We start from the raw sequence: 18055 nt of genomic DNA on the forward strand, positions 1-18055 counted from the left end.
GTCAATCTGATAGCAGACCTGGCAAGCAAGGAAAAGAGGCTGCTTGCGCCCCGATCGTCGATTCCGGAGAGATCGGCTTTCCAGACGAGTGCGGCAAGGGCGGGGCAGGGGACATATTTATTGCCTGCGATGCCAAATGCTGCCAGCCGCAAGACTTGCGGTTTTCAGCCATTGACGCTACCGAGTTTCGTTAGGCATTTGTAAAGTTTTCGGTGATGCCGGATGCCAGCATGAAGGATCGGATGTGAGCGGATTAGAAACGGCAATCAGAACGGCGCTTAACAACTCCGATCGCGATAATCCGGAAGTCCGTGCAAGGATCTATCAATCGGCCCGCCAGGCATTGGAGGCCGGTCTTCGCAAGCAGGATATCACTGACCGGGAAGCGATTGCGCATCATCGTCATCGGCTCGAAACGACCATTCACATGATCGAGGCCGAAGAACGCGAGCGCCTTCATCCGCGCCAGGGGCCACCAGAAGTGCCCGTTCCGCCCGTCGCCGAAATCCCGCCGCCCGTCAGGCACGACGACGACCGCTTTGAAGACGACGCGCCTCAGGTCGGCGGTGAAACTCGAGGGTATTCGGCAAGGCCTGCCCACGACGAGTCGAGCCTTGATGACGTCCATGCCGCCACGTCCGGTCACCTCGGCACTGCACCTCAGACCGTCGAAGGCCTTGCCGCCGCAAGCCGCCCCTCCGCCCGTATGGATTTCCGGCCGGAGGGGGCTGCAAAACGCCGCAAGCCGCGAAAGCTCTTCTCGCGGCTGCTTGTTTGGTGCGTGCTGATCGCCTTTGTCGGCATGGGTGCCTGGTGGGCTTATAAGTCCGGCCTCTTCCTGACGGCGGCCGAACGTGACACCAGCGTGGCCAATCCGCCTGCCCGTACCGAGCCGGAAGACTTCGATGGTGCGGACGAAGGTGCTGCGAACACGGCGCCGCATGTCGATCAGCCGATAACGATCGACCCGCAGAACCGCTTTTCTGCGGAATGGATCGAGATATTCGAGCCTTCGGACGCTGCCAAGATCGAAAGCGGCCCGCGGGCACGGACGGAAAGCATCGCCGAAAACGATGGCCCAGCTGTTCGCTTGATCTCTGAAAGCAACGGCGCCGATGGCAATATCGGCATCGGCGTCCCGAAAGACGTACTTCGAGAGCTCGCCGGGAAATCCTCGACGATCGCGATCACCCTACAATCGACGAGCGACGAGCCGACGCAGGTTATGGTCGAATGCAATTTCCAATCGCTTGGAAATTGCGCTCGCCATAGGTTCAGCGTCACCCGCGAAAAGTCCGACGCTCTGCTCCAGGTTACCTTTGACAGGTCGATCGCGCCAAGTGGCGATGGCAGGCTGATGATCAACAGCGATGTCGACGGCAAGGCGCGAGGCATCAACCTCTACGCCGTTCGCATCCTTCCGGGGCAGTGATTTCTATTTTAAAAAGCCAGGCCCGGTGCCGATGATCTTGTCGTCGAGATCGCCGATCGCCTTGTCGTCCTTGTTGTCGTAATCGATTTTCTTCAGCATGTGACGGACGAGATTGAGCCGCGCGCGACGCTTGTCGTTTGCGCGGATCACCGTCCACGGTGCAAATTCCGTATGAGTCTCCTTGAGCATCCGCTCGCGCTTGTCGCTGTAGTCGTCCCATTTGGCGAGCGCCGCGATATCCATCGAGGACAGCTTCCAAACCTTCAGCGGATCATGCCTGCGGTCGTGGAAGCGCTTGAGTTGCATCTCGCGGCCTATATCCAGATAGAACTTGAAGAAGTGAATGCCTTCGTGGGCAATGATCTTTTCCAGCTGCGGCGCCTGCTTGAGAAAATCCTCATACTGCTTGGGCGTGCAAAACCCCATGACCGGCTCGACACCTGCGCGGTTGTACCAGGAGCGGTCAAAGAGGACGAACTCGCCGGCCGTCGGAAACTGCGCGATATAGCGCTGGAAATACCACTGGCCGAGTTCGCGGTCATTGGGCTTGGCGAGTGCGACGACGCGGGCAAGGCGCGGGTTCATGTGTGCGGACGAGGCCGAGATGGCGCCGCCCTTGCCGGCTGCATCGCGGCCTTCAAAAAGTGCCATCACCCGCTTGCCGGTTGCCTGCAGCCAGAACTGCACTTTGACCAGTTCGATCTGCAGCTTTTCCAGCTCTTCGAGATACTCCTCCTCTTTCAGCTTTTTCTTGTAAGGGAAATCCCCCGATTCCAGCGCCCCTTCATCGATCCAGTCTGGAAGTACCGGATCGTCGACATCGAAGACGCGCTTCTTGCCCCTGATGTCCAGTTCAACCGCGCGGCTTTCGACAGCTTCGGCCATGTTTCCTCCTCCGCCTGTGCTTTCTTTGCAGGCGATCATATTTTTGGTTTAAAATCAAATCCGTCGCGGTAGCCAAAGTTCCTGTGTGTTCGGTTGCCGATTTTGGCGGCAGACGACAGCGGCGGAAAAATTCTGTCATGAATCATCGCTATCAGGCAGAGTTTGAACATAAGAACGACTCGACGGGGCGAGGAACACTTGGAAGACGAAACGCCATGGACAACGGGGGTCGTGGCCCGCATCCGGCAGCAGCGAACGGTCCTTCTCGCGGCGATCGTCATCGGCCTCGTTGCGCTAGCGGCCGGCATGAACAAGTGGGCGGTGCTGGCGCTTCTTGTCTTCATGATCGCCATTGTGCTCTTAAACAGCATGCCGGCCGTGCAGGCAAAGCTTGCGAAAGAGCCGGAAGCCGAACCGGAAGCGCCCGCAAGTCTGCTGCCCGCCGTCTCCGCAACGCTGGCTGGCCTCGATATACCCGTGATGCTGCTGTCAGGCGATGCCTCCGTTCTCTACCAGAACCGGGCCGCGGAAAAGGCCTTTGGAGAAGTGGCGATCGGGGCGCATATTTCTGCACGCCTGCGCTCGCCGGGCATTCTGGACATGCTGGGAGAGACGATCGCCACCAATACTCCCAACCAGATCGAGCATTCCGAGCGCCTGCCGTCGGAGCGCGTCTACATTGTTCGCAGCGCGCCAATCGATCTCGGCGGTGCCGGGAATGGCGAGCACTTCTTCCTGCTTTCGTTCCGCGATATCTCCGAGGTGCGGCGTATCGATCGCATGCGGTCGGATTTTGTCGCCAATGCCAGCCATGAGCTGCGGACACCGCTTGCATCGCTCCGCGGCTTCATCGAGACCATCCAGGGTCCGGCAAAGAATGATCCGAAGGCGCAGGAGCGCTTCCTCGGCATCATGTTCGACCAGACGACCCGCATGAGCCGTCTTGTCGACGATCTTCTCTCGCTTTCCCGTCTTGAGCTCAAGTCGCACATCGCACCGGACGAAAAGGTCGATCTCGTGCCGCTGCTCGGCCATGTCAGGGACGCGCTTGTGCCGCTTGCCACGGAGGTTGGTGTCGAGATCAATCTGCACCTGCCGGAAGGCAAGGCGGAGGTTCTCGGAGACCGTGACGAACTGGTCCAGGTATTTGAGAATCTGATTGAGAATGCATGCAAGTACGGCCAGGAGGGCAAGGTCGTCGATGTTCGCGTCAAAAATACATCCGGCGAGGCGGTTGAAGTCAGCATCGCGGATAAGGGCCCGGGCATTCCCGCAGAGCACGTGCCGCGCCTCACGGAGCGCTTTTATCGGGTCAATATCGAGGATAGCCGCTCAAAGAAAGGCACCGGTCTCGGTCTGGCGATCGTCAAGCATATCCTGACGCGCCACCGCGCACGGCTGATCGTCAGCTCCGAAATCGGCAAGGGAACAGACTTCACCGTGCGTTTCTGACAACGTCAAGCCTGAGTATTGGTCGTGACTTGAAGTCGGAGTGGCAATTGCCAGACGAAAAAAACGGGCCCGCTGGGACCCGTTTCCGTTTGATACTTATCCGGCTCAGCTTGCGCGGGCTGCGGTCCGGCGGCGTTCGTTGACCGGCTGGTAGGCCATGCGCTGGTGATAGCTGCAATATGGGGAAGAGTCCGGGCTGTCGCAGCCGCAGAAGTGGAAGTCGTCCTTCAGCGGGTCGCCAACCGGCCACTTGCAGGTACGCTCCGTGAGTTCCGTCAGGCCGAGACGGCGGGAGATCGGCACGACGACGTTTGCGGCCGGACGATAGTCCATCTCCTCCATGAGATCGATTTCGACCTCTTCCTTGAGCATCGTCGCGCCCTGCTGGCGCGTGACGGTGCGGGTCGCGATCCGCGATGCATAATTGGGTGCGCGGACAGCCGAAGTGTTGCGCTTCGGCGCGCGTGCCGTAGTGGTCGCGCCGCCAGCCTTGGCGCGGCCTGGAAGGCTAAGCCTGTGGACCTTGCCAATGACCGCGTTCCTGCTCACTCCCCCGAGTTGCGCCGCGATCTGGCTCGCGCTCAACCCTTCGGACCAAAGCTTCTTGAGTTTTTCGACTCGCTCGTCTGTCCAGTTCATGCCCTGTCTCCGCCGTTTAGCGCCGTTGTGAAGGCAGAATCCCTCACCGTTGCTCCGGACACGTCCGAAGCAGGAAACGCCTGACCAATTGTGGTGACTAGTTCCGCCGCATGCAGTCTAGTAATTGAGTTTTAACCTAGTGTGAGGCTGACTCCGTGACAAGAGTCGCGGGAATCCGGATGAATCGAATTTCAAGTTTTCCCCAACTTGCTTCCCGAGCGAGTCATTTCTGCAACATTAGCTGTTGATAAATAGCTTGCCTGGCGGCCTGCCTGCCGTACGCGCGGAAATCCGCAGTTTTGTTGACATTGCGGCGCGAAACGTAAATAGTGACCCTCGCCGCCGAAAGGCGGCATTTTTAATTTTTTGGACCTGGTATTTAGCCGGAGTCCGGTTGCCCAAACGACAACAGGAGACCGCGTCATGGCTCAAGCCGCGCCGCTTTATGACACCTATTCTCGCGCCCCTTTGCGGTTCGAGCGAGGTGAGGGCGTGTGGCTGATCACCGAGGGTGGCGAGCGTTATCTGGATTTTGGCGCCGGCGTTGCCGTAACGTCCGTCGGCCACGGCAATCCGCATGTCGTCGAAGCGTTGAAGGCGCAGGCCGACAAAGTTTGGCACCTGTCGAACATTTATGAAATTCCAGGCCAGGAGGCGCTTGCCAAGCGGCTGACCGACGTCACATTTGCCGATAAAGTATTTTTCACCAATTCCGGGGCCGAGGCGCTGGAATGCGCGATCAAGACCGCGCGCCGCTATCAGTATTCCAAGGGCCATCCGGAACGCTTCCACATCATCACCTTCGAAGGCGCTTTCCATGGCCGTACGCTGGCGACGATCGCTGCCGGCGGCCAGGAGAAGTATCTCGAGGGCTTCGGCCCCAAGGCACCGGGTTTCGATCAGGTTCCGTTCGGCGATATCGAGGCGGTGCGCGCCGCGATCACGGATGAAACGGCAGGCATTCTCATAGAGCCTGTGCAGGGGGAGGGCGGCATTCGCCCGGCGACGCACGAATTCATGAAGGCGCTCCGCCAGATCTGCGACGAGAAGGGCCTGTTGTTGATTCTTGACGAGGTTCAGTCCGGCGTCGGCCGCACGGGCAAGCTCTTTGCCCACGAATGGTCCGGCGTGACGCCGGATATCATGGCGGTGGCGAAGGGCATCGGCGGCGGCTTCCCGCTCGGCGCCTGCCTTGCGACCGCGGATGCCGCTTCCGGAATGAAGGCTGGCACGCATGGTTCCACCTATGGCGGCAATCCGCTTGCCATGGCGGTTGGCAGCGCAGTGCTCGATGTCATCCTGGCGGAGGGTTTCCTGCAACATGTGCGCGACGTGGCGCTTGTTTTCCGCCAGGGCCTTGCCTCGCTGAAGGACCGCTATCCGGACGTAATCGAGGATGTACGCGGCGAAGGCCTGATGCTCGGCATCAAGGCAGCCGTCCCGTCTTCCGAGCTGCTGCAGGCCATTCGTGCTGCTCATCTTCTGGCCATTCCGGCCGGCGAAAATGTAATCCGCCTCCTTCCGCCTCTGGTCGTCACGGCGGAGGAAGCGCGCGAGGGGCTTGCCCGCGTGGAGCGCGCTGCCGAAAGCATTCGCGCCGCAAAGACCAAGAAGACGGCTTGAACGCATAGACGCCTCTCAAGGGGCATACAGGTAAGAACGACATGGCTTCCCCCAAACACTTTCTCGATCTCTCTGCGGTATCTGCATCCGATCTCAGATCCATCATGGATGATGCGATCGTACGCAAACAGGCCTTCAAGGCCGGTAAGGGCGATAAGCCGCTCGCAGGCAAGATGCTGGCAATGATTTTCGAGAAGCCCTCGACGCGCACGCGCGTCTCCTTCGACGTCGGCATGCGCCAGCTTGGCGGCGAGACGCTTTTTCTCTCCGGCACGGAGATGCAGCTCGGCCGCGCAGAGGCGATCGGCGATACCGCAAAGGTGCTCTCGCGTTACGTTGACGCGATCATGATCCGCACCACGGAGCATCACCGCATGCTGGAACTTGCCGAACGCGCGACGGTGCCGGTCATCAACGCGCTGACGGACGACACGCATCCCTGCCAGATCATGGCCGATATCATGACCTTCGAGGAGCATCGCGGTCCCGTCAAAGGCAAGACGTTTGCCTGGACCGGCGATGGCAACAACGTGCTGCATTCGCTGGTCGAAGGTGCTGCCCGTTTCGGCTATCGCATGAACATGGCCGTGCCTCTTGGTTCCGAGCCGAAGGATCACTATCTGAACTGGGCCCGCAACGAGGGCGCCCAAATCATGCTTGGCCATGATGCCGACCGTGCGGTCGAGGGTGCCGATTGCGTGGTAACCGATACCTGGGTCTCCATGAATCAGGAACATCGGGCCCGCGGTCACAACGTTTTCCAGCCCTATCAAGTCAACGCGGCTTTGATGGCAAAGGCCGGCAAGGACGCATTGTTCATGCATTGCCTGCCCGCCCATCGTGGCGAGGAAGTGACGGATGAAGTGATCGACGGCCCGCAATCCGTGGTTTTTGACGAGGCGGAAAACCGTCTTCACGCGCAAAAATCGATTCTTGCATGGTGCCTGGGAGTGATCTGAACCATACTGGGCGCCACCTTTGGCCTGATGGCCTCGTGGCCGCGCGAGTGGAGAGACTTCTGGTCTGCCGCTCGGACTACTAGGAGTAAGACCATGGCAGAAACCGCAAGTGCTCTCGGCGAATTCGATTTCGCCGGTGATGATCACGTTGTCCCGTTCCAGGTAGAGGGTCTCGATGTGCGCGGCCGCGCTGTCCAGCTCGGTCCCATGCTGGATGCAATCCTCGAGCGTCATCACTATCCGGCACCCGTTGCCCGGCTGCTGGCCGAAGTTATCGTGCTGACGGTGCTTCTTGGAACGTCGCTCAAGTTCGAAGGCAAGTTCACGGTGCAGACCAAGGGCGATGGCCCTGTCGACCTCCTCGTCGCGGATTTCGCGACGCCGGAGAACGTGCGTGCCTATGCGCGCTTCGATCAGGCCCTGCTCGACAAGGCAGTCGCCGCCGGCCAAACCGAGCCGGAACAGCTTCTTGGCAAGGGCGTGCTGGCTTTCACCATCGACCAGGGCAAGTTCAGCCAGCCCTACCAGGGCATCGTCGCACTCGACGGCACCTCGCTCGAGGATATTGCCGGCACATATTTCCGTCAGTCGGAGCAAATCCCGACGCGCGTGCGCCTGGCTGCCGCCGAATTGTTTGACCGCGACGAGGCGGGGAAGGCGCGCCACCGCTGGCGCGCCGGCGGACTCGTTGCGCAGTTTTTGCCGGAAGCGCCGGAGCGCATGCGCCAGCCTGACCTCCACGGCGGCGACGGTGATAACGCTGCGCTGGCACACAAGGAAGACGACGCCTGGACCGAAGCGCGAACGTTGGTCGACACCATCGATGCGGACGAACTGACGGATCCGCAGGTCGGCATCGAACGCCTGCTCTTCCGTCTCTTCCACGAGCGTGGCGTGCGTGTTTTCAGTACCCGGGCAGTATTCGACCGCTGCAGCTGCTCGCGTGAGAAGATCAAAAATGTGCTGAAGGGCTTTTCGGACGACGAGATCGACGCCAGCCAGGAGAATGGCGAGATTGCCGTTACCTGCGAATTCTGTTCCACGACCTACCGGTTTGAGGTCGTGGAAGTCGCATCGGCTGCTGAATGATCAATTCAGCACCCTGAGCAGCCCGGGAGAGTCCAGCGAGAAGGCGGGTATTTCGACATCGAAAAGCTCGCCGTCCTCCGTTTCCATCTGGTAGTGCCCGAACATGAGGCCAGAAGGCGTATCGAGCGGACATCCGGAGGAGTATTCGTAGGTGTCGCCAGGTTCCAGCCGGGGCTGCTCGCCGACGACGCCAGGACCGGTCACCTCGTCCACCAGGCCGTTCTGATCGGTGATGTTCCAGTAGCGATTGATGAGCCGCACCGTCAGGTCCGAATTATTGCTGATCACGATCCGATAGCCCCAGACATAGCGATCATCATCCGGATCGGATTGCTCCTCCAGATAAAATGGCTCGACGACAACTTCGATATCTCGTGTGAGGGCGCGGTACATGCCTTACACCATAGCCAGGATATGTTACCCGTATCTTATACAGCGCTCGATCCGTCAAGAAACGGCACACGCATCATCCTTCAAACCGCGATGATTGCACGTCGTTTCGAGCATTAATCCTAATTTTCGAAGTTAATTCCCGTATTAATGCGGAACTCCTGCGACATTTCTTAGGTGGAGCATGTGGCCGGACCGGCAAGGTCCGGCGGTCGCTATTGCAGTCAGGACTTAACGTTTGAAAGAGCCTGAGCGAAATCATCGATCAGGTCCTCGACATCTTCGATGCCGAGCGAAAGGCGAACGGTGCCGGGGGAAATGCCGAGTTCGGCGCGGGCGTCATCGCTCAGGTTCTTGTGCGTCGTGGTGGCCGGATGCGTGATCAGGCTCTTTGAATCGCCGAGATTGTTCGAGATTTTGATGATATCGAGCGCATTCTGCAGCGCGAAGGCTGCTTCCTTCCCGCCCTTCAGCTCGAAGGCGACGAGCGTCGATCCGCCGGACATCTGCCTGGCGATGATATCGGCTTGCGGATGATCCTTGCGGCCCGGATAGATCACCTTGGCCACCTGCTTCTGTTCGGCAAGGAAGTCCGCGATCCTGGCGGCACTAGCCGTTTGCTGCTTGACGCGAAGCGGTAGGGTTTCGATGCCTTTCAGAAGCGTCCAGGCATTGAACGGCGACATGGCCGGACCGGTATGGCGGAAATAGTCGTGCAGGTTTTCGTCGATCCATTCCTTGTCTGAAAGGACGACGCCGCCGAGGCAGCGGCCCTGGCCGTCGATATGCTTGGTCGCGGAATAGACGACGATATGGGCGCCAAGTTCCAGGGGCTTCTGGAAGAGCGGCGTTGCGAAGACGTTGTCGACGACTACCTTGGCGCCGATCTGGTCGGCGAGCCTGGCGACGCCTGCGATGTCGACTACTTCCAGCGTCGGATTCGTCGGGCTTTCAAGGAAGAAGACCTTTGTGGCCGGGCGGATTGCTTTCTCCCAGTTTTCGAGATAGCGGCCGTCGATGAGCGTACATTCGATGCCGTATTTGGGTGCAAGCGTTTCGACCACCCACCGGCAGGAGCCGAAGAGCGCGCGGGCGGCAACGATATGGTCGCCAGCCTTCAACTGGCAGAGAATCGCCGCGGTGACGGCAGCCATGCCGGAAGCGGTGGCGCGGGCGTCTTCGGCGCCTTCAAGAGCGCACATGCGCTTTTCGAACATATCGTTGGTAGGGCTTCCGTATCGGGCATAGATAAAGCCGTCTGTCTCACCCTTGAAGCGCGCTTCCGCAGCTTCAGAAGTCTCATAGACGAAACCTTGCGTCAGGAAGATCGCTTCCGAAGTCTCGCCATATTGCGAGCGCAACGTCCCTTCGTGAACGAGTTGGGTTGCCGGGCGCCAAGTCTTGCTCATGCCATCACCACCTTCAAACAACAAAAAAACCGGCCGCAAATGCAGACCGGTTTCATACCCGGTCTTTTTAGCCACTTCTTTAACGTGGCTGCAAGCCGACCGGCCAAATCACCACGGGATAAAGCTGCAATACTGCTGTTAGCTTCTTGCGTCAATTCCTTGAGTTTGGTTTTGTCTGGGGCAAATTATGGATGGAGCATGATGGCTCGCGAAACTGGAATCTTGGCCGATCGCGCAATTGCGGCGCTGTTTGAATTGGGCCGCCTCACGAGTGAGCGGGAACTGGACCGCGATCAGATTCAGCCGGCAAGCCTGGACCTGCGCCTGGGCGCCAGGGCGTTCCGCGTCCGGGCAAGTTTCATGCCGGGCCCCTCGCATCTCGTTGCCGACAAGCTCGACCGGCTGAGCCTGCACGTCATCGACCTTTCCGAAGGTGCCGTGCTCGAAACGGGCTGCGTCTATATTGTGCCCCTCATGGAGCGGCTCGATCTTCCCGCTGAAATGTCCGCCTCGGCCAACCCCAAGAGCTCGACCGGCCGCCTCGACATCTTCACCCGTGTCATTACCGACTACGCGCAGGAATTTGACAAGATTCCTGCCGGTTATTCTGGCCCGCTCTACCTGGAAATCAGCCCGCGCACGTTCCCGGTCGTCGTGCGCCGCGGCTCGCGCCTCTCGCAGATCCGCTTCCGCGTCGGGCATTCAATTCTGGGCGAGCCGGAACTGCAGGCGCTGCATGATGCAGAAACGCTGGTTGCAAGCTCCAAGCCGAACGTTTCCGGCGGCGGCATTGCGCTGTCGATCGATCTGGCGGGCGACAAGGATGGCCTGATCGGCTACCGCGGCAAGCATCACACGGCCGTCGTCGATGTCGATAAGAAGGCTGAGCACGATATCTTCGATTTCTGGGAGCCGCTTTACAGCCGCGGCCGCAACGAACTGATCCTCGATCCGGATGAGTTCTATATCCTCGTTTCGCGTGAAGCCGTACATGTTCCGCCGCACTACGCAGCCGAGATGACACCCTTTGATCCGCTCGTCGGCGAGTTCCGCGTGCATTACGCCGGCTTCTTCGATCCAGGTTTCGGCCACGCGCCTGCCGGCGGCATGGGCAGTCGCGCCGTTCTCGAAGTCCGCAGCCATGAAGTGCCCTTCATTCTGGAAGACGGCCAGATCGTCGGCCGCCTGGTTTACGAGCACATGCTGGAGAAGCCCGAAAGCCTCTATGGCTCCGGTCTTGGATCGAACTACCAGGCCCAGGGACTGAAACTGTCGAAGCACTTCCGCATCTGAGAGCCTTGACACCGCCATCCTTCTGTTGGAAGGCTTCTGTCATCGCGGGTGTAGCTCAATGGTAGAGCAGCAGCTTCCCAAGCTGAATACGAGGGTTCGATTCCCTTCACCCGCTCCAGCTGTCTTTTTGTCCAGCCCGGATACATCGGCAACAGATCGAATGACACCTGCCGCTTCCCCGCAGCGCCATGTAATCATGTGTCTCGAAGACCGGCATAGGGCGTAGAAGCGCATGCCAGCTTCGCAAAACGCTTTCCGGTTCTTAGGGCAGAACAAGTCGCGCAGAAAGCGGGCCACGAATGAGCGAATAAGAGCGGCACGGGCCAGCAGATGGAAGGCTGCCGGAAAGATCTCTGGAATTCGCATCGGTTGCCGTGTCGGTTCGCCCTCTTTCTGGGATAACGCTGCCTGTCGACACGCTGGACCATAGAGATGCCGTGAAAGCGGCTGCAGCGAACGAAGACTGGAGTTGGATGGGTTGAGCTTGACACCAATACCCCGCCGCCTTTCCCAGCCTTCTATAAAGGGGAAGCGCGCTGCAGGCACGCTCCTGGTTTGCGTTCACGATCCCGTTTCGATCGGACGGGTTCAACGCCCTGTATCGGCGGCGTCACGCGCTTTGCGCCGCGCTCGGACGGAGGAGTGCCCGTGCCGGAGCCGTGCTGGTGGTGCCACTCAAAATTCTGTCCAGTCGGCCTCCTTGTTTTGCGAAGCGCTGTTCATGCCGAATGCGCCGGCAAGCTTGCTGCCAAGCGCGCGGGCAGGCGAAGCGGCGGGCCGCGTGCTCACTGTCGCCACGCGGATTGGGGGTTTTGAAACCGGCGCCGGGCGGGTCGCCACAGGCCGTGCTGGTGCTTGCGGCGTCGAACGTGCCGCTGCGATGAAGCTGTCCGTTCCGCCCAGCTTGAACTGGCCGAGCAGTTCGTTCAGTGCGGCGGCCTCCGTTGCCAGGCTGTGGCTTGCTGCCGTGCTCTCTTCGACCATGGCGGCATTCTGCTGCGTGCCCTGGTCCATGGTGTTCACGGCCGTATTGATTTCCTGCAGGCCTGTCGATTGTTCACGGGAAGCCTCCGCGATCGCATGGACGTGCTGGTTGATCTCCTGCACCTCATGAACGATGGCGTCGAGCGCCTTGCCAGTTTCGCTGACCAGGGCAACGCCGGTCTGGACATGTGTGCCGGAATTGGTGATCAGCGACTTGATCTCCCTTGCCGCATTCGCCGAACGCTGCGCCAGTTCGCGCACTTCCTGGGCAACGACCGCAAAGCCCTTGCCCGCTTCACCTGCACGAGCTGCCTCGACGCCGGCATTGAGCGCGAGAAGGTTCGTCTGGAAGGCGATGTCGTCGATCACGCCGATGATATTGCTGATCTCGGCCGAGGACTGTTCGATCTGCTGCATCGCCTTGACGGCATTGCGGACGACTTCGCCGGACTTCTCGGCGCCTGCGCGGGTGCGGGCAACGAGCTCGCTTGCTTCCTGCGCGCGGCGGGCGGCGTCCTTTACAGTCGTTGTGATCTCTTCCAGCGCGGCGGCGGTTTCCTCCACGGAGGCGGCCTGCTGCTCCGTGCGCCTGGAAAGTTCGTCGGCTGATGAACGGATTTCGTTCGCCCCCGCGCCGATCGCCCGCGCATTGGAGCCGACGGTGCGCATTGCCTCGTTCAGCTTTTCGACCGAATGGTTGAAGTCGCGGCGCAATCCATCGAGATGTTCTGCGAACGGAACATCGATGTGGGAGGCGAGATCGCCCGATGCCAGACGGCGCAGCCCGTCCCCGAGCGCCTCGGCCGCGCCGGAAAATTCCGCCGCTTCGCGGGCTTTCTGGGCTTCGCGTTCGCGACGTTCGCCATCAGTCAGGTTGCGATCGACTTCCGCCTGGTTTTCGAGCTGGATGCGCTCGATCGCGCTGTTGCGGAAAACTTCGAGCGCTTCGGCCATCTGGCCCACTTCGTCGCGGCGCTCGAGGCCCGGGACATTGCTGTCGGTCTCGCCTTCGGCAAGGCGCGTCATTCGCTCACGAAGCTTTGCCATCGGCGACGTGATGCCGGCCTGTGCGATCACGATCCCGAGCGCGATTGCGCCTATAACGGCCGCCGCGATGATGGCAAGGCAGAGATTGATGCGCTCATTGACGCTTGCCGAAACGGCGTCTCCGCCATCGTTGAGCATTGACATCAAGGCATCGTTATTCGCCGTCATCTTCGGGGTCAGTGCGGTGAGCTTGGCATTCAGCTGAGCGGCGGCAATCTGGGCTGCGGCACTGTCGCCGGCCTTGCTCATTTCGGCGACCCTGCTTGAAATCGTTTCTATTTCGGCGATTGCGTTGAGAATATCGTCGATCGCCGGCTTGCGGCTGGGCACCAGAGCTGCCGCCTGGTTAAGAAGGTCACGCGCCTGCGGCAGCTTGTTCGGTGTAGAAAGCGCGGTATGAAAAGCGGGCGTGCCCGCCTTCAGGCTCGAGAGCCTCGTGGTCTGCAGCACTGCGGCGACGACAGACGCGCTGGCGCGCGCACCTTGCATGGCCGCCAATGCTTCATGGTCGATAAACGCACTATATCTCTCATCCGCATGACGGAATTCGGTGATGACGTAAATCAGGCCGCCCATGGCAATCACGCCCAGGACCATGAGGATGGACACGATCTTGGTTCGGATTTTCAGGTTCTTCAGCAATGTTCGCATCGAAAATTACCCGCTTTCTTGGGCCTTCTGCTTGCCCGGCATTCTGGAAAATCAATGGTTCGAAACTCGGCATGGAGCTGCGGCATGTTCGAAATGATTTGATGAGGCTCGACGCCTGCGTCATGCAGCCGGCTGAAAAAAGCCGTCGTCGTTTGCGGCATAAGAGTCGATATTGCTTAACGGGGGCCTAATGTTGGAAGCAGGTCCCCAGTAAATTCGAGGCGCCCATTGCTTGGACGCTACGTGCGATTTCCTGTGCTGGATTCTTGCCCGGAGTGTGAGCGCGTTGTCCAGGAAGAGAAGGTTCGTGCGGAGCTGCGGGCGGCTTGCCCTATGCCGGCCGAGCGGCGCCTGGTCCATCGAAGCAGGGTCGCCTGTTTGCCGCGGTCCATCTACGCTTTGCCTGGTCAGAATGAAGAGCCCATCCCTTTACAAGGGATCGAAGAGGGGGGCCGACAGGATTGGGCAGGCAGGATAAGGGGCCCTCGGCATGAGCCGTTATCGGACGGTACATCCATCCCGCTCCTCAAGGCCGAGCGGAGCGATCTGCCGCACATTGATCCAGCCGTTTGCCGTCGTCGAGACGGTGCGCCCGGCGCATATTCCCCGAAACGCATGACTCTGATACACGATCACCGAGCGACGATGCCCCGACCCCATGAGCCGGACATGAGACAATATTTCCTCGCCTCTACAAGAGTTATGGCTATTCTGACCGTAATTCTGATTCTAGCTGCATCATCTGCGGCGCCTGGCTTTGCGCAGCAGACGCCGTCGTCGCTGCCGCTGCTTTTTGATGCCCGCGAAAGACTTGCCAAGCCGGACCTTTCGTCGCTCGTCCGCCTCCGCTTTCTCACCTCCGTCGACTTCCCGCCTTTCAACTTCACCGATCAGAACGGTAAACTGGCGGGTTTCAACATCGATCTCGCCCGCGAGATCTGCGATGAATTGGAAGTTGCTGCGAAATGCGAGATCCAGGCACTGCCCTTCGCCGATCTCAAGGACGCGCTTGCAGCCTCCCAGGGCGATGCCGTCATCGCCGGACTGGCCGTGACTGCGGACTTGCGAAAGCAGTTTACCTTCACCCGCCCTTACCTCATGCTGCCGGCCCGCTTTGTGCGCAATGCGAAGGCAAATATCGACGGGAATACTGCCGCATCTCTCGTTAAGCGTCCGGTCGGCGTCGTCAAGGCGACGGTCCATGAGGCCATGCTCGCCGCCTTTTTCCCGGCGATAAAAGCCGTGCCTTTCGACAACAAGGAAGCGCTGCTTTCTGCTCTGAAGGATGGCAAGGTGGATGCCGCCTTTGCCGATGCCCTGCAATTGTCCTTCTGGGTTTCCTCCAGGGCCTCAGCAAGGTGCTGTGCGCTCTTCGACGGCCCTTATCTGTCGGAGCAGTTTTTGGGCGAAGGCATGACGATCATGCTTCGCCAGAACGACAGCGTATTGACCGCAGCGCTGGACCACGCGCTTGCAGCGCTTTCCAGAAACGGCCGTCTGCAGGAAATCTACCTTCGTTATTTCCCTAACGGGCTCTACTAACCGTTGCGGAAGCGGGCGATCGCGCTGCGTTCGATGGCAGCGCAGGTAAGCTTGTCGAGTTCCAGCCTGTCGCGGAGCATGCTGAGCAACCGAAGCTCCTCGGCCTTGACCGAAAGGTCGGCGGAGGCGACTTCGACGGCAAGTGCGTAGGCGGTGTCGTAGAGCCGCGAAGGCAGCGTGTCCTTCACCGTTTCCAAAACGACATCGAGGCCCTCTGGTCCGGCCAGCAGCGAGGCGCAGTCGCGGGCAATGGATATCAGCTTGTCGTCGTCGAAATCATTGAAGACCGGCAGAAAGCCGATCAGCTGGCCGATGCGCTCCATTTCCCGGTCATTCATCGTGCTGTCGACAGCGGATGCCATCACCATCACGTAGATCAGCGCGTCATGGGCGGAAAGCGGCTTGTTCATTCGGTTATTCCCTCTGCTTCGGCAGGAGTTTAGGAATTGCCGTGCGCCATTACAAGGGATCGCTAGTTCGGATCGAGAGGATTGTCCAGCTGTGGTGCGGGCGGCAGCGCCAGCGGCGCGCCCTTGCGCGGATCCTCGCCATAGACGCCTTTCTTCTCCGCTTTGGCCTGCGCACCGGCTTCGGCCAGCGCCGATCCGTCGGCCGCATCCGCCCAGCCGTTTTCCACCAGCCATTCGGAAAGGTCCTGCACACCGATCTTGCAGGAGGCGGTCGTGATGCCGGTCCAGTTGGCATCCTCCAGATCGCAGGTGACCGAGCGCAGCCGCAAGAAGAGCCGGAAATTCGTCTTCGCCAGCATGCCGCAAGGCCATTCGTTCCCGTCCGGTTCCTTGCAGACCTTGTCGGCCTGTGTCGGAACGATACCGGCAAGACGCAGCTTCCTGTTTCCGAAGCCGAGAATACCCGCACTCTCGGCAATCGGCCTCGGCAAGATCGCAGCTTTTTGCGGCTCCGGCTTCGGCCTTTCGGGCTTGGGCGTTACAACCCGTTCCAGCGGCTTGCCGTCGGCCTGTGCTGGATAAGATCGGCTTGCCTGGTCAACCGGCCGCGCAGTCATCGTGATCTTTGGATCGGATCGGGCAGGCGGCGGCCCTGGAGTCTCCCCGGATTTCGCAGTTGTGACGGGTTCTTCGCTCGCGCCTTGCGTGGCGTCCGGCCCGGCAGATCGCCTGCTGCCCACCGCCAGCATCCCGGCGACGATTGTTATTCCCGCAACAGCTGTCAGAAGTGCTGCAGGCCGCATGGAAGATTTTCCTATTGGCTGGCCCAGATAATACGTGCGATCCAATCCACATCGGAAAGCTCGATCGTCCGGTTCGGATGTTCGGGATTGAGCGACATGAGTTCGATGGAGCGCGGGCTCTGGCGCAGCAGCACTTTCGCCATCACCTCGCCCTCGCGCGTCTTGACGACGACACGATCGTTGCGACGCACCTGCGCACCCGGCTCGACGATCAGCACGTCGCCGTCGCGGTAAAGCGGCATCATGCTGTCGCCCTGCACTTCGAGCGCATAGACGCCAGCTTTGTGCGAGGGGGCCGCCGGAAATTCCACCACATCCCATCCCTGGCCTGCCGGGAAACCGCCGTCGTCGAAAAAGCCCCCCGCACCGGCCTGAGCGAAGCCGAGCAGGGGAATGGAGCTTGCCCGCGGCTCGGATTCGCCATCCGGCAGCCCGGACGAGCTGTTGGCCGGCCGCATGAAGCCCATGAACTGCTCCACGGTGGCGCCTGTCGCATCGAGTACCTTGGCAATCGATTCCGTCGAGGGCCAGCGCAGGCGGCCATCGGCAGAAAGCCGCTTGGATTTGTTGAAGGAGGTGGGGTCGAGACCAGCCCGACGCGCAAGCCCAGAGGGCGTCAGGTCATGCCGTTCGGCAAGCCTGTCGATCGCTGCCCAAATCTGCTCGTGTGACAGCATCTTGCCTGATCCTGCGCCCGGTGCTGCTCTCCAATCGGCAGGAAGACTAACGCCAAGCTTTATCATAGTAAAGAAGAAAGAGGAATAAAATCCTGCCTTGGAGTCAGGCGACCATCGCCATGTTGATCTTGCCGAGCTGGATGACGGCCTGCGTGCGGCTGTCGACGTTGAGCTTCAAGAGGATGGCCGAGACATGCGCCTTGATCGTCGCTTCGGAAACGCCGAGCTCGTAGGCGATCTGTTTGTTGAGCAGGCCTTCGCCGAGCATGGTGAGCACGCGGCTTTGCTGCGGCGTCAGCGTGTGCAGGCGGTGAATGAGATCGGCCACGTCCGGATCCTGTTCATGGCCGTCGCGATAATTCTCCGGCGTCGCAATATCGCCGGCAAGCACCGTCTGGATGCTGCTGCGGATATCTTCGATGCCGGACGATTTGGAAATGAAGCCGGAGGCGCCCAGTTCCAGCGCGCGGCGAATCGTCGTCGCGTCGTCGGTTGCGGAAATGATGACGATCGGCAGGCTTGCGAATTCGGCACGCAGTGCCATCAGCCCGGAAAAGCCGCTGACGCCCGGCATGGCAAGATCGAGCAGCATGATATCGGCATCCGGATGATCGGTTGCGGCAGCACGCGCGGCGGTAAAATCGCCGGCTTCGACGATGGCGTGCTGCCCCTCCATGCCGGTCACGGCCTGGCGCAGCGCATCCCGGAAAAGCGGATGGTCGTCCGCAATGATGATCGTTTGTTCCTGCATCGAAAACTCCCTCCCAAGA

Annotated in this window: 16 protein-coding genes, 1 tRNA gene and 1 riboswitch; of the genes, 8 read left to right on the forward strand and 9 right to left on the reverse strand. The window is 60.2% G+C overall.

The features are described 5' to 3' along the window. Window positions 1-244: 244 nt before the first annotated feature. On the forward strand, window positions 245-1432 hold the full coding sequence (locus tag AM571_RS02735; protein WP_074060081.1) for a regulator: 1188 nt from the start codon (window positions 245-247) through the stop codon (window positions 1430-1432). A gap of 3 nt (window positions 1433-1435) precedes the next feature. Here AM571_RS02735 and ppk2 read toward each other — a convergent pair whose 3' ends face one another. After that, window positions 1436-2317, reverse strand: coding sequence for a polyphosphate kinase 2 (gene ppk2, locus AM571_RS02740; protein ID WP_074060082.1), 882 nt, complete (start codon window positions 2315-2317; stop codon window positions 1436-1438). 231 nt (window positions 2318-2548) lie between these two features. Here ppk2 and phoR point away from each other — a divergent pair, with 231 nt between their 5' ends. After that, complete coding sequence (gene phoR / locus AM571_RS02745) at window positions 2549-3769, forward strand: phosphate regulon sensor histidine kinase PhoR (RefSeq protein ID WP_074063039.1); 1221 nt, start codon at window positions 2549-2551, stop codon at window positions 3767-3769. Window positions 3770-3874: 105 nt separating this feature from the next. Here the strand turns inward: phoR and AM571_RS02750 are convergent, their stop codons facing one another. Continuing rightward, on the reverse strand, window positions 3875-4408 hold the full coding sequence (locus AM571_RS02750) for a GcrA family cell cycle regulator (RefSeq protein WP_074060083.1): 534 nt from the start codon (window positions 4406-4408) through the stop codon (window positions 3875-3877). Between the two features lie 423 nt (window positions 4409-4831). On the opposite strand from AM571_RS02750, the gene AM571_RS02755 reads away from it, so the two are divergent. The 3 genes from AM571_RS02755 (at window position 4832) to AM571_RS02765 (ending at window position 8079) form a co-directional block, all read left to right on the forward strand. Then, complete coding sequence (locus AM571_RS02755) at window positions 4832-6031, forward strand: aspartate aminotransferase family protein (RefSeq protein ID WP_074060084.1); 1200 nt, start codon at window positions 4832-4834, stop codon at window positions 6029-6031. A gap of 41 nt (window positions 6032-6072) precedes the next feature. Beyond that, entirely contained in the window at window positions 6073-6990 is a 918-nt protein-coding gene (gene argF / locus AM571_RS02760; RefSeq protein WP_074060085.1) for an ornithine carbamoyltransferase, read from the forward strand. A 93-nt stretch (window positions 6991-7083) separates the two neighbouring features. Further along, entirely contained in the window at window positions 7084-8079 is a 996-nt protein-coding gene (locus AM571_RS02765; RefSeq protein WP_074060086.1) for an Hsp33 family molecular chaperone, read from the forward strand. On the opposite strand, the gene apaG is transcribed toward AM571_RS02765, so the two are convergent. Both apaG and AM571_RS02775 read right to left on the reverse strand, forming a co-directional pair. Next, window positions 8080-8472 (reverse strand): Co2+/Mg2+ efflux protein ApaG, encoded by a 393-nt coding sequence (apaG, locus tag AM571_RS02770; RefSeq protein WP_022713591.1) that lies wholly within the window; start codon window positions 8470-8472, stop codon window positions 8080-8082. 221 nt (window positions 8473-8693) lie between these two features. Continuing rightward, window positions 8694-9878 (reverse strand): O-succinylhomoserine sulfhydrylase, encoded by a 1185-nt coding sequence (locus tag AM571_RS02775; RefSeq protein WP_074060087.1) that lies wholly within the window; start codon window positions 9876-9878, stop codon window positions 8694-8696. A 46-nt stretch (window positions 9879-9924) separates the two neighbouring features. Beyond that, a riboswitch (SAM riboswitch) is annotated at window positions 9925-10003 on the reverse strand. Between the two features lie 73 nt (window positions 10004-10076). On the opposite strand from AM571_RS02775, the gene AM571_RS02780 reads away from it, so the two are divergent. Both AM571_RS02780 and AM571_RS02785 read left to right on the forward strand, forming a co-directional pair. Then, a complete protein-coding gene (locus AM571_RS02780; protein WP_074060088.1) occupies window positions 10077-11171 on the forward strand; it encodes a 2'-deoxycytidine 5'-triphosphate deaminase in 1095 nt (364 codons plus the stop codon). Window positions 11172-11215: 44 nt separating this feature from the next. Then, window positions 11216-11289, forward strand: a tRNA-Gly gene (locus tag AM571_RS02785). A 557-nt stretch (window positions 11290-11846) separates the two neighbouring features. Here the strand turns inward: AM571_RS02785 and AM571_RS02790 are convergent. Further along, on the reverse strand, window positions 11847-13844 hold the full coding sequence (locus tag AM571_RS02790) for a methyl-accepting chemotaxis protein (protein WP_074063040.1): 1998 nt from the start codon (window positions 13842-13844) through the stop codon (window positions 11847-11849). 678 nt (window positions 13845-14522) lie between these two features. Between AM571_RS02790 and AM571_RS02800 the strand changes: the two genes are divergently transcribed. Further along, window positions 14523-15395 carry a transporter substrate-binding domain-containing protein gene (locus AM571_RS02800; protein ID WP_074060090.1) on the forward strand — a complete coding sequence of 291 codons (873 nt, stop codon included), beginning with the start codon at window positions 14523-14525 and terminating at the stop codon, window positions 15393-15395. Here the strand turns inward: AM571_RS02800 and AM571_RS02805 are convergent. The 4 genes from AM571_RS02805 to AM571_RS02820 all read right to left on the reverse strand — a co-directional run bounded on the left by AM571_RS02805 (window position 15392) and on the right by AM571_RS02820 (window position 18036). Beyond that, window positions 15392-15805, reverse strand: a complete 414-nt coding sequence (locus AM571_RS02805; protein WP_074060091.1) for a tellurite resistance TerB family protein — start codon at window positions 15803-15805, stop codon at window positions 15392-15394. The two genes, AM571_RS02800 and AM571_RS02805, sit on opposite strands and share 4 nt — an antisense overlap. A gap of 62 nt (window positions 15806-15867) precedes the next feature. Continuing rightward, window positions 15868-16608: a thermonuclease family protein gene (locus AM571_RS02810; RefSeq protein WP_074060092.1), complete on the reverse strand. Its 741-nt coding sequence runs from the start codon at window positions 16606-16608 to the stop codon at window positions 15868-15870. 11 nt (window positions 16609-16619) lie between these two features. Then, window positions 16620-17285, reverse strand: a complete 666-nt coding sequence (locus AM571_RS02815) for a S24 family peptidase (protein WP_074060093.1) — start codon at window positions 17283-17285, stop codon at window positions 16620-16622. Between the two features lie 103 nt (window positions 17286-17388). Beyond that, on the reverse strand, window positions 17389-18036 hold the full coding sequence (locus AM571_RS02820; RefSeq protein ID WP_074060094.1) for a response regulator: 648 nt from the start codon (window positions 18034-18036) through the stop codon (window positions 17389-17391). Between the last annotated feature and the right edge of the window lie 19 nt (window positions 18037-18055).

This window comes from Rhizobium etli 8C-3 (genome assembly GCF_001908375.1).
Classification (GTDB): domain Bacteria; phylum Pseudomonadota; class Alphaproteobacteria; order Rhizobiales; family Rhizobiaceae; genus Rhizobium; species Rhizobium etli_B.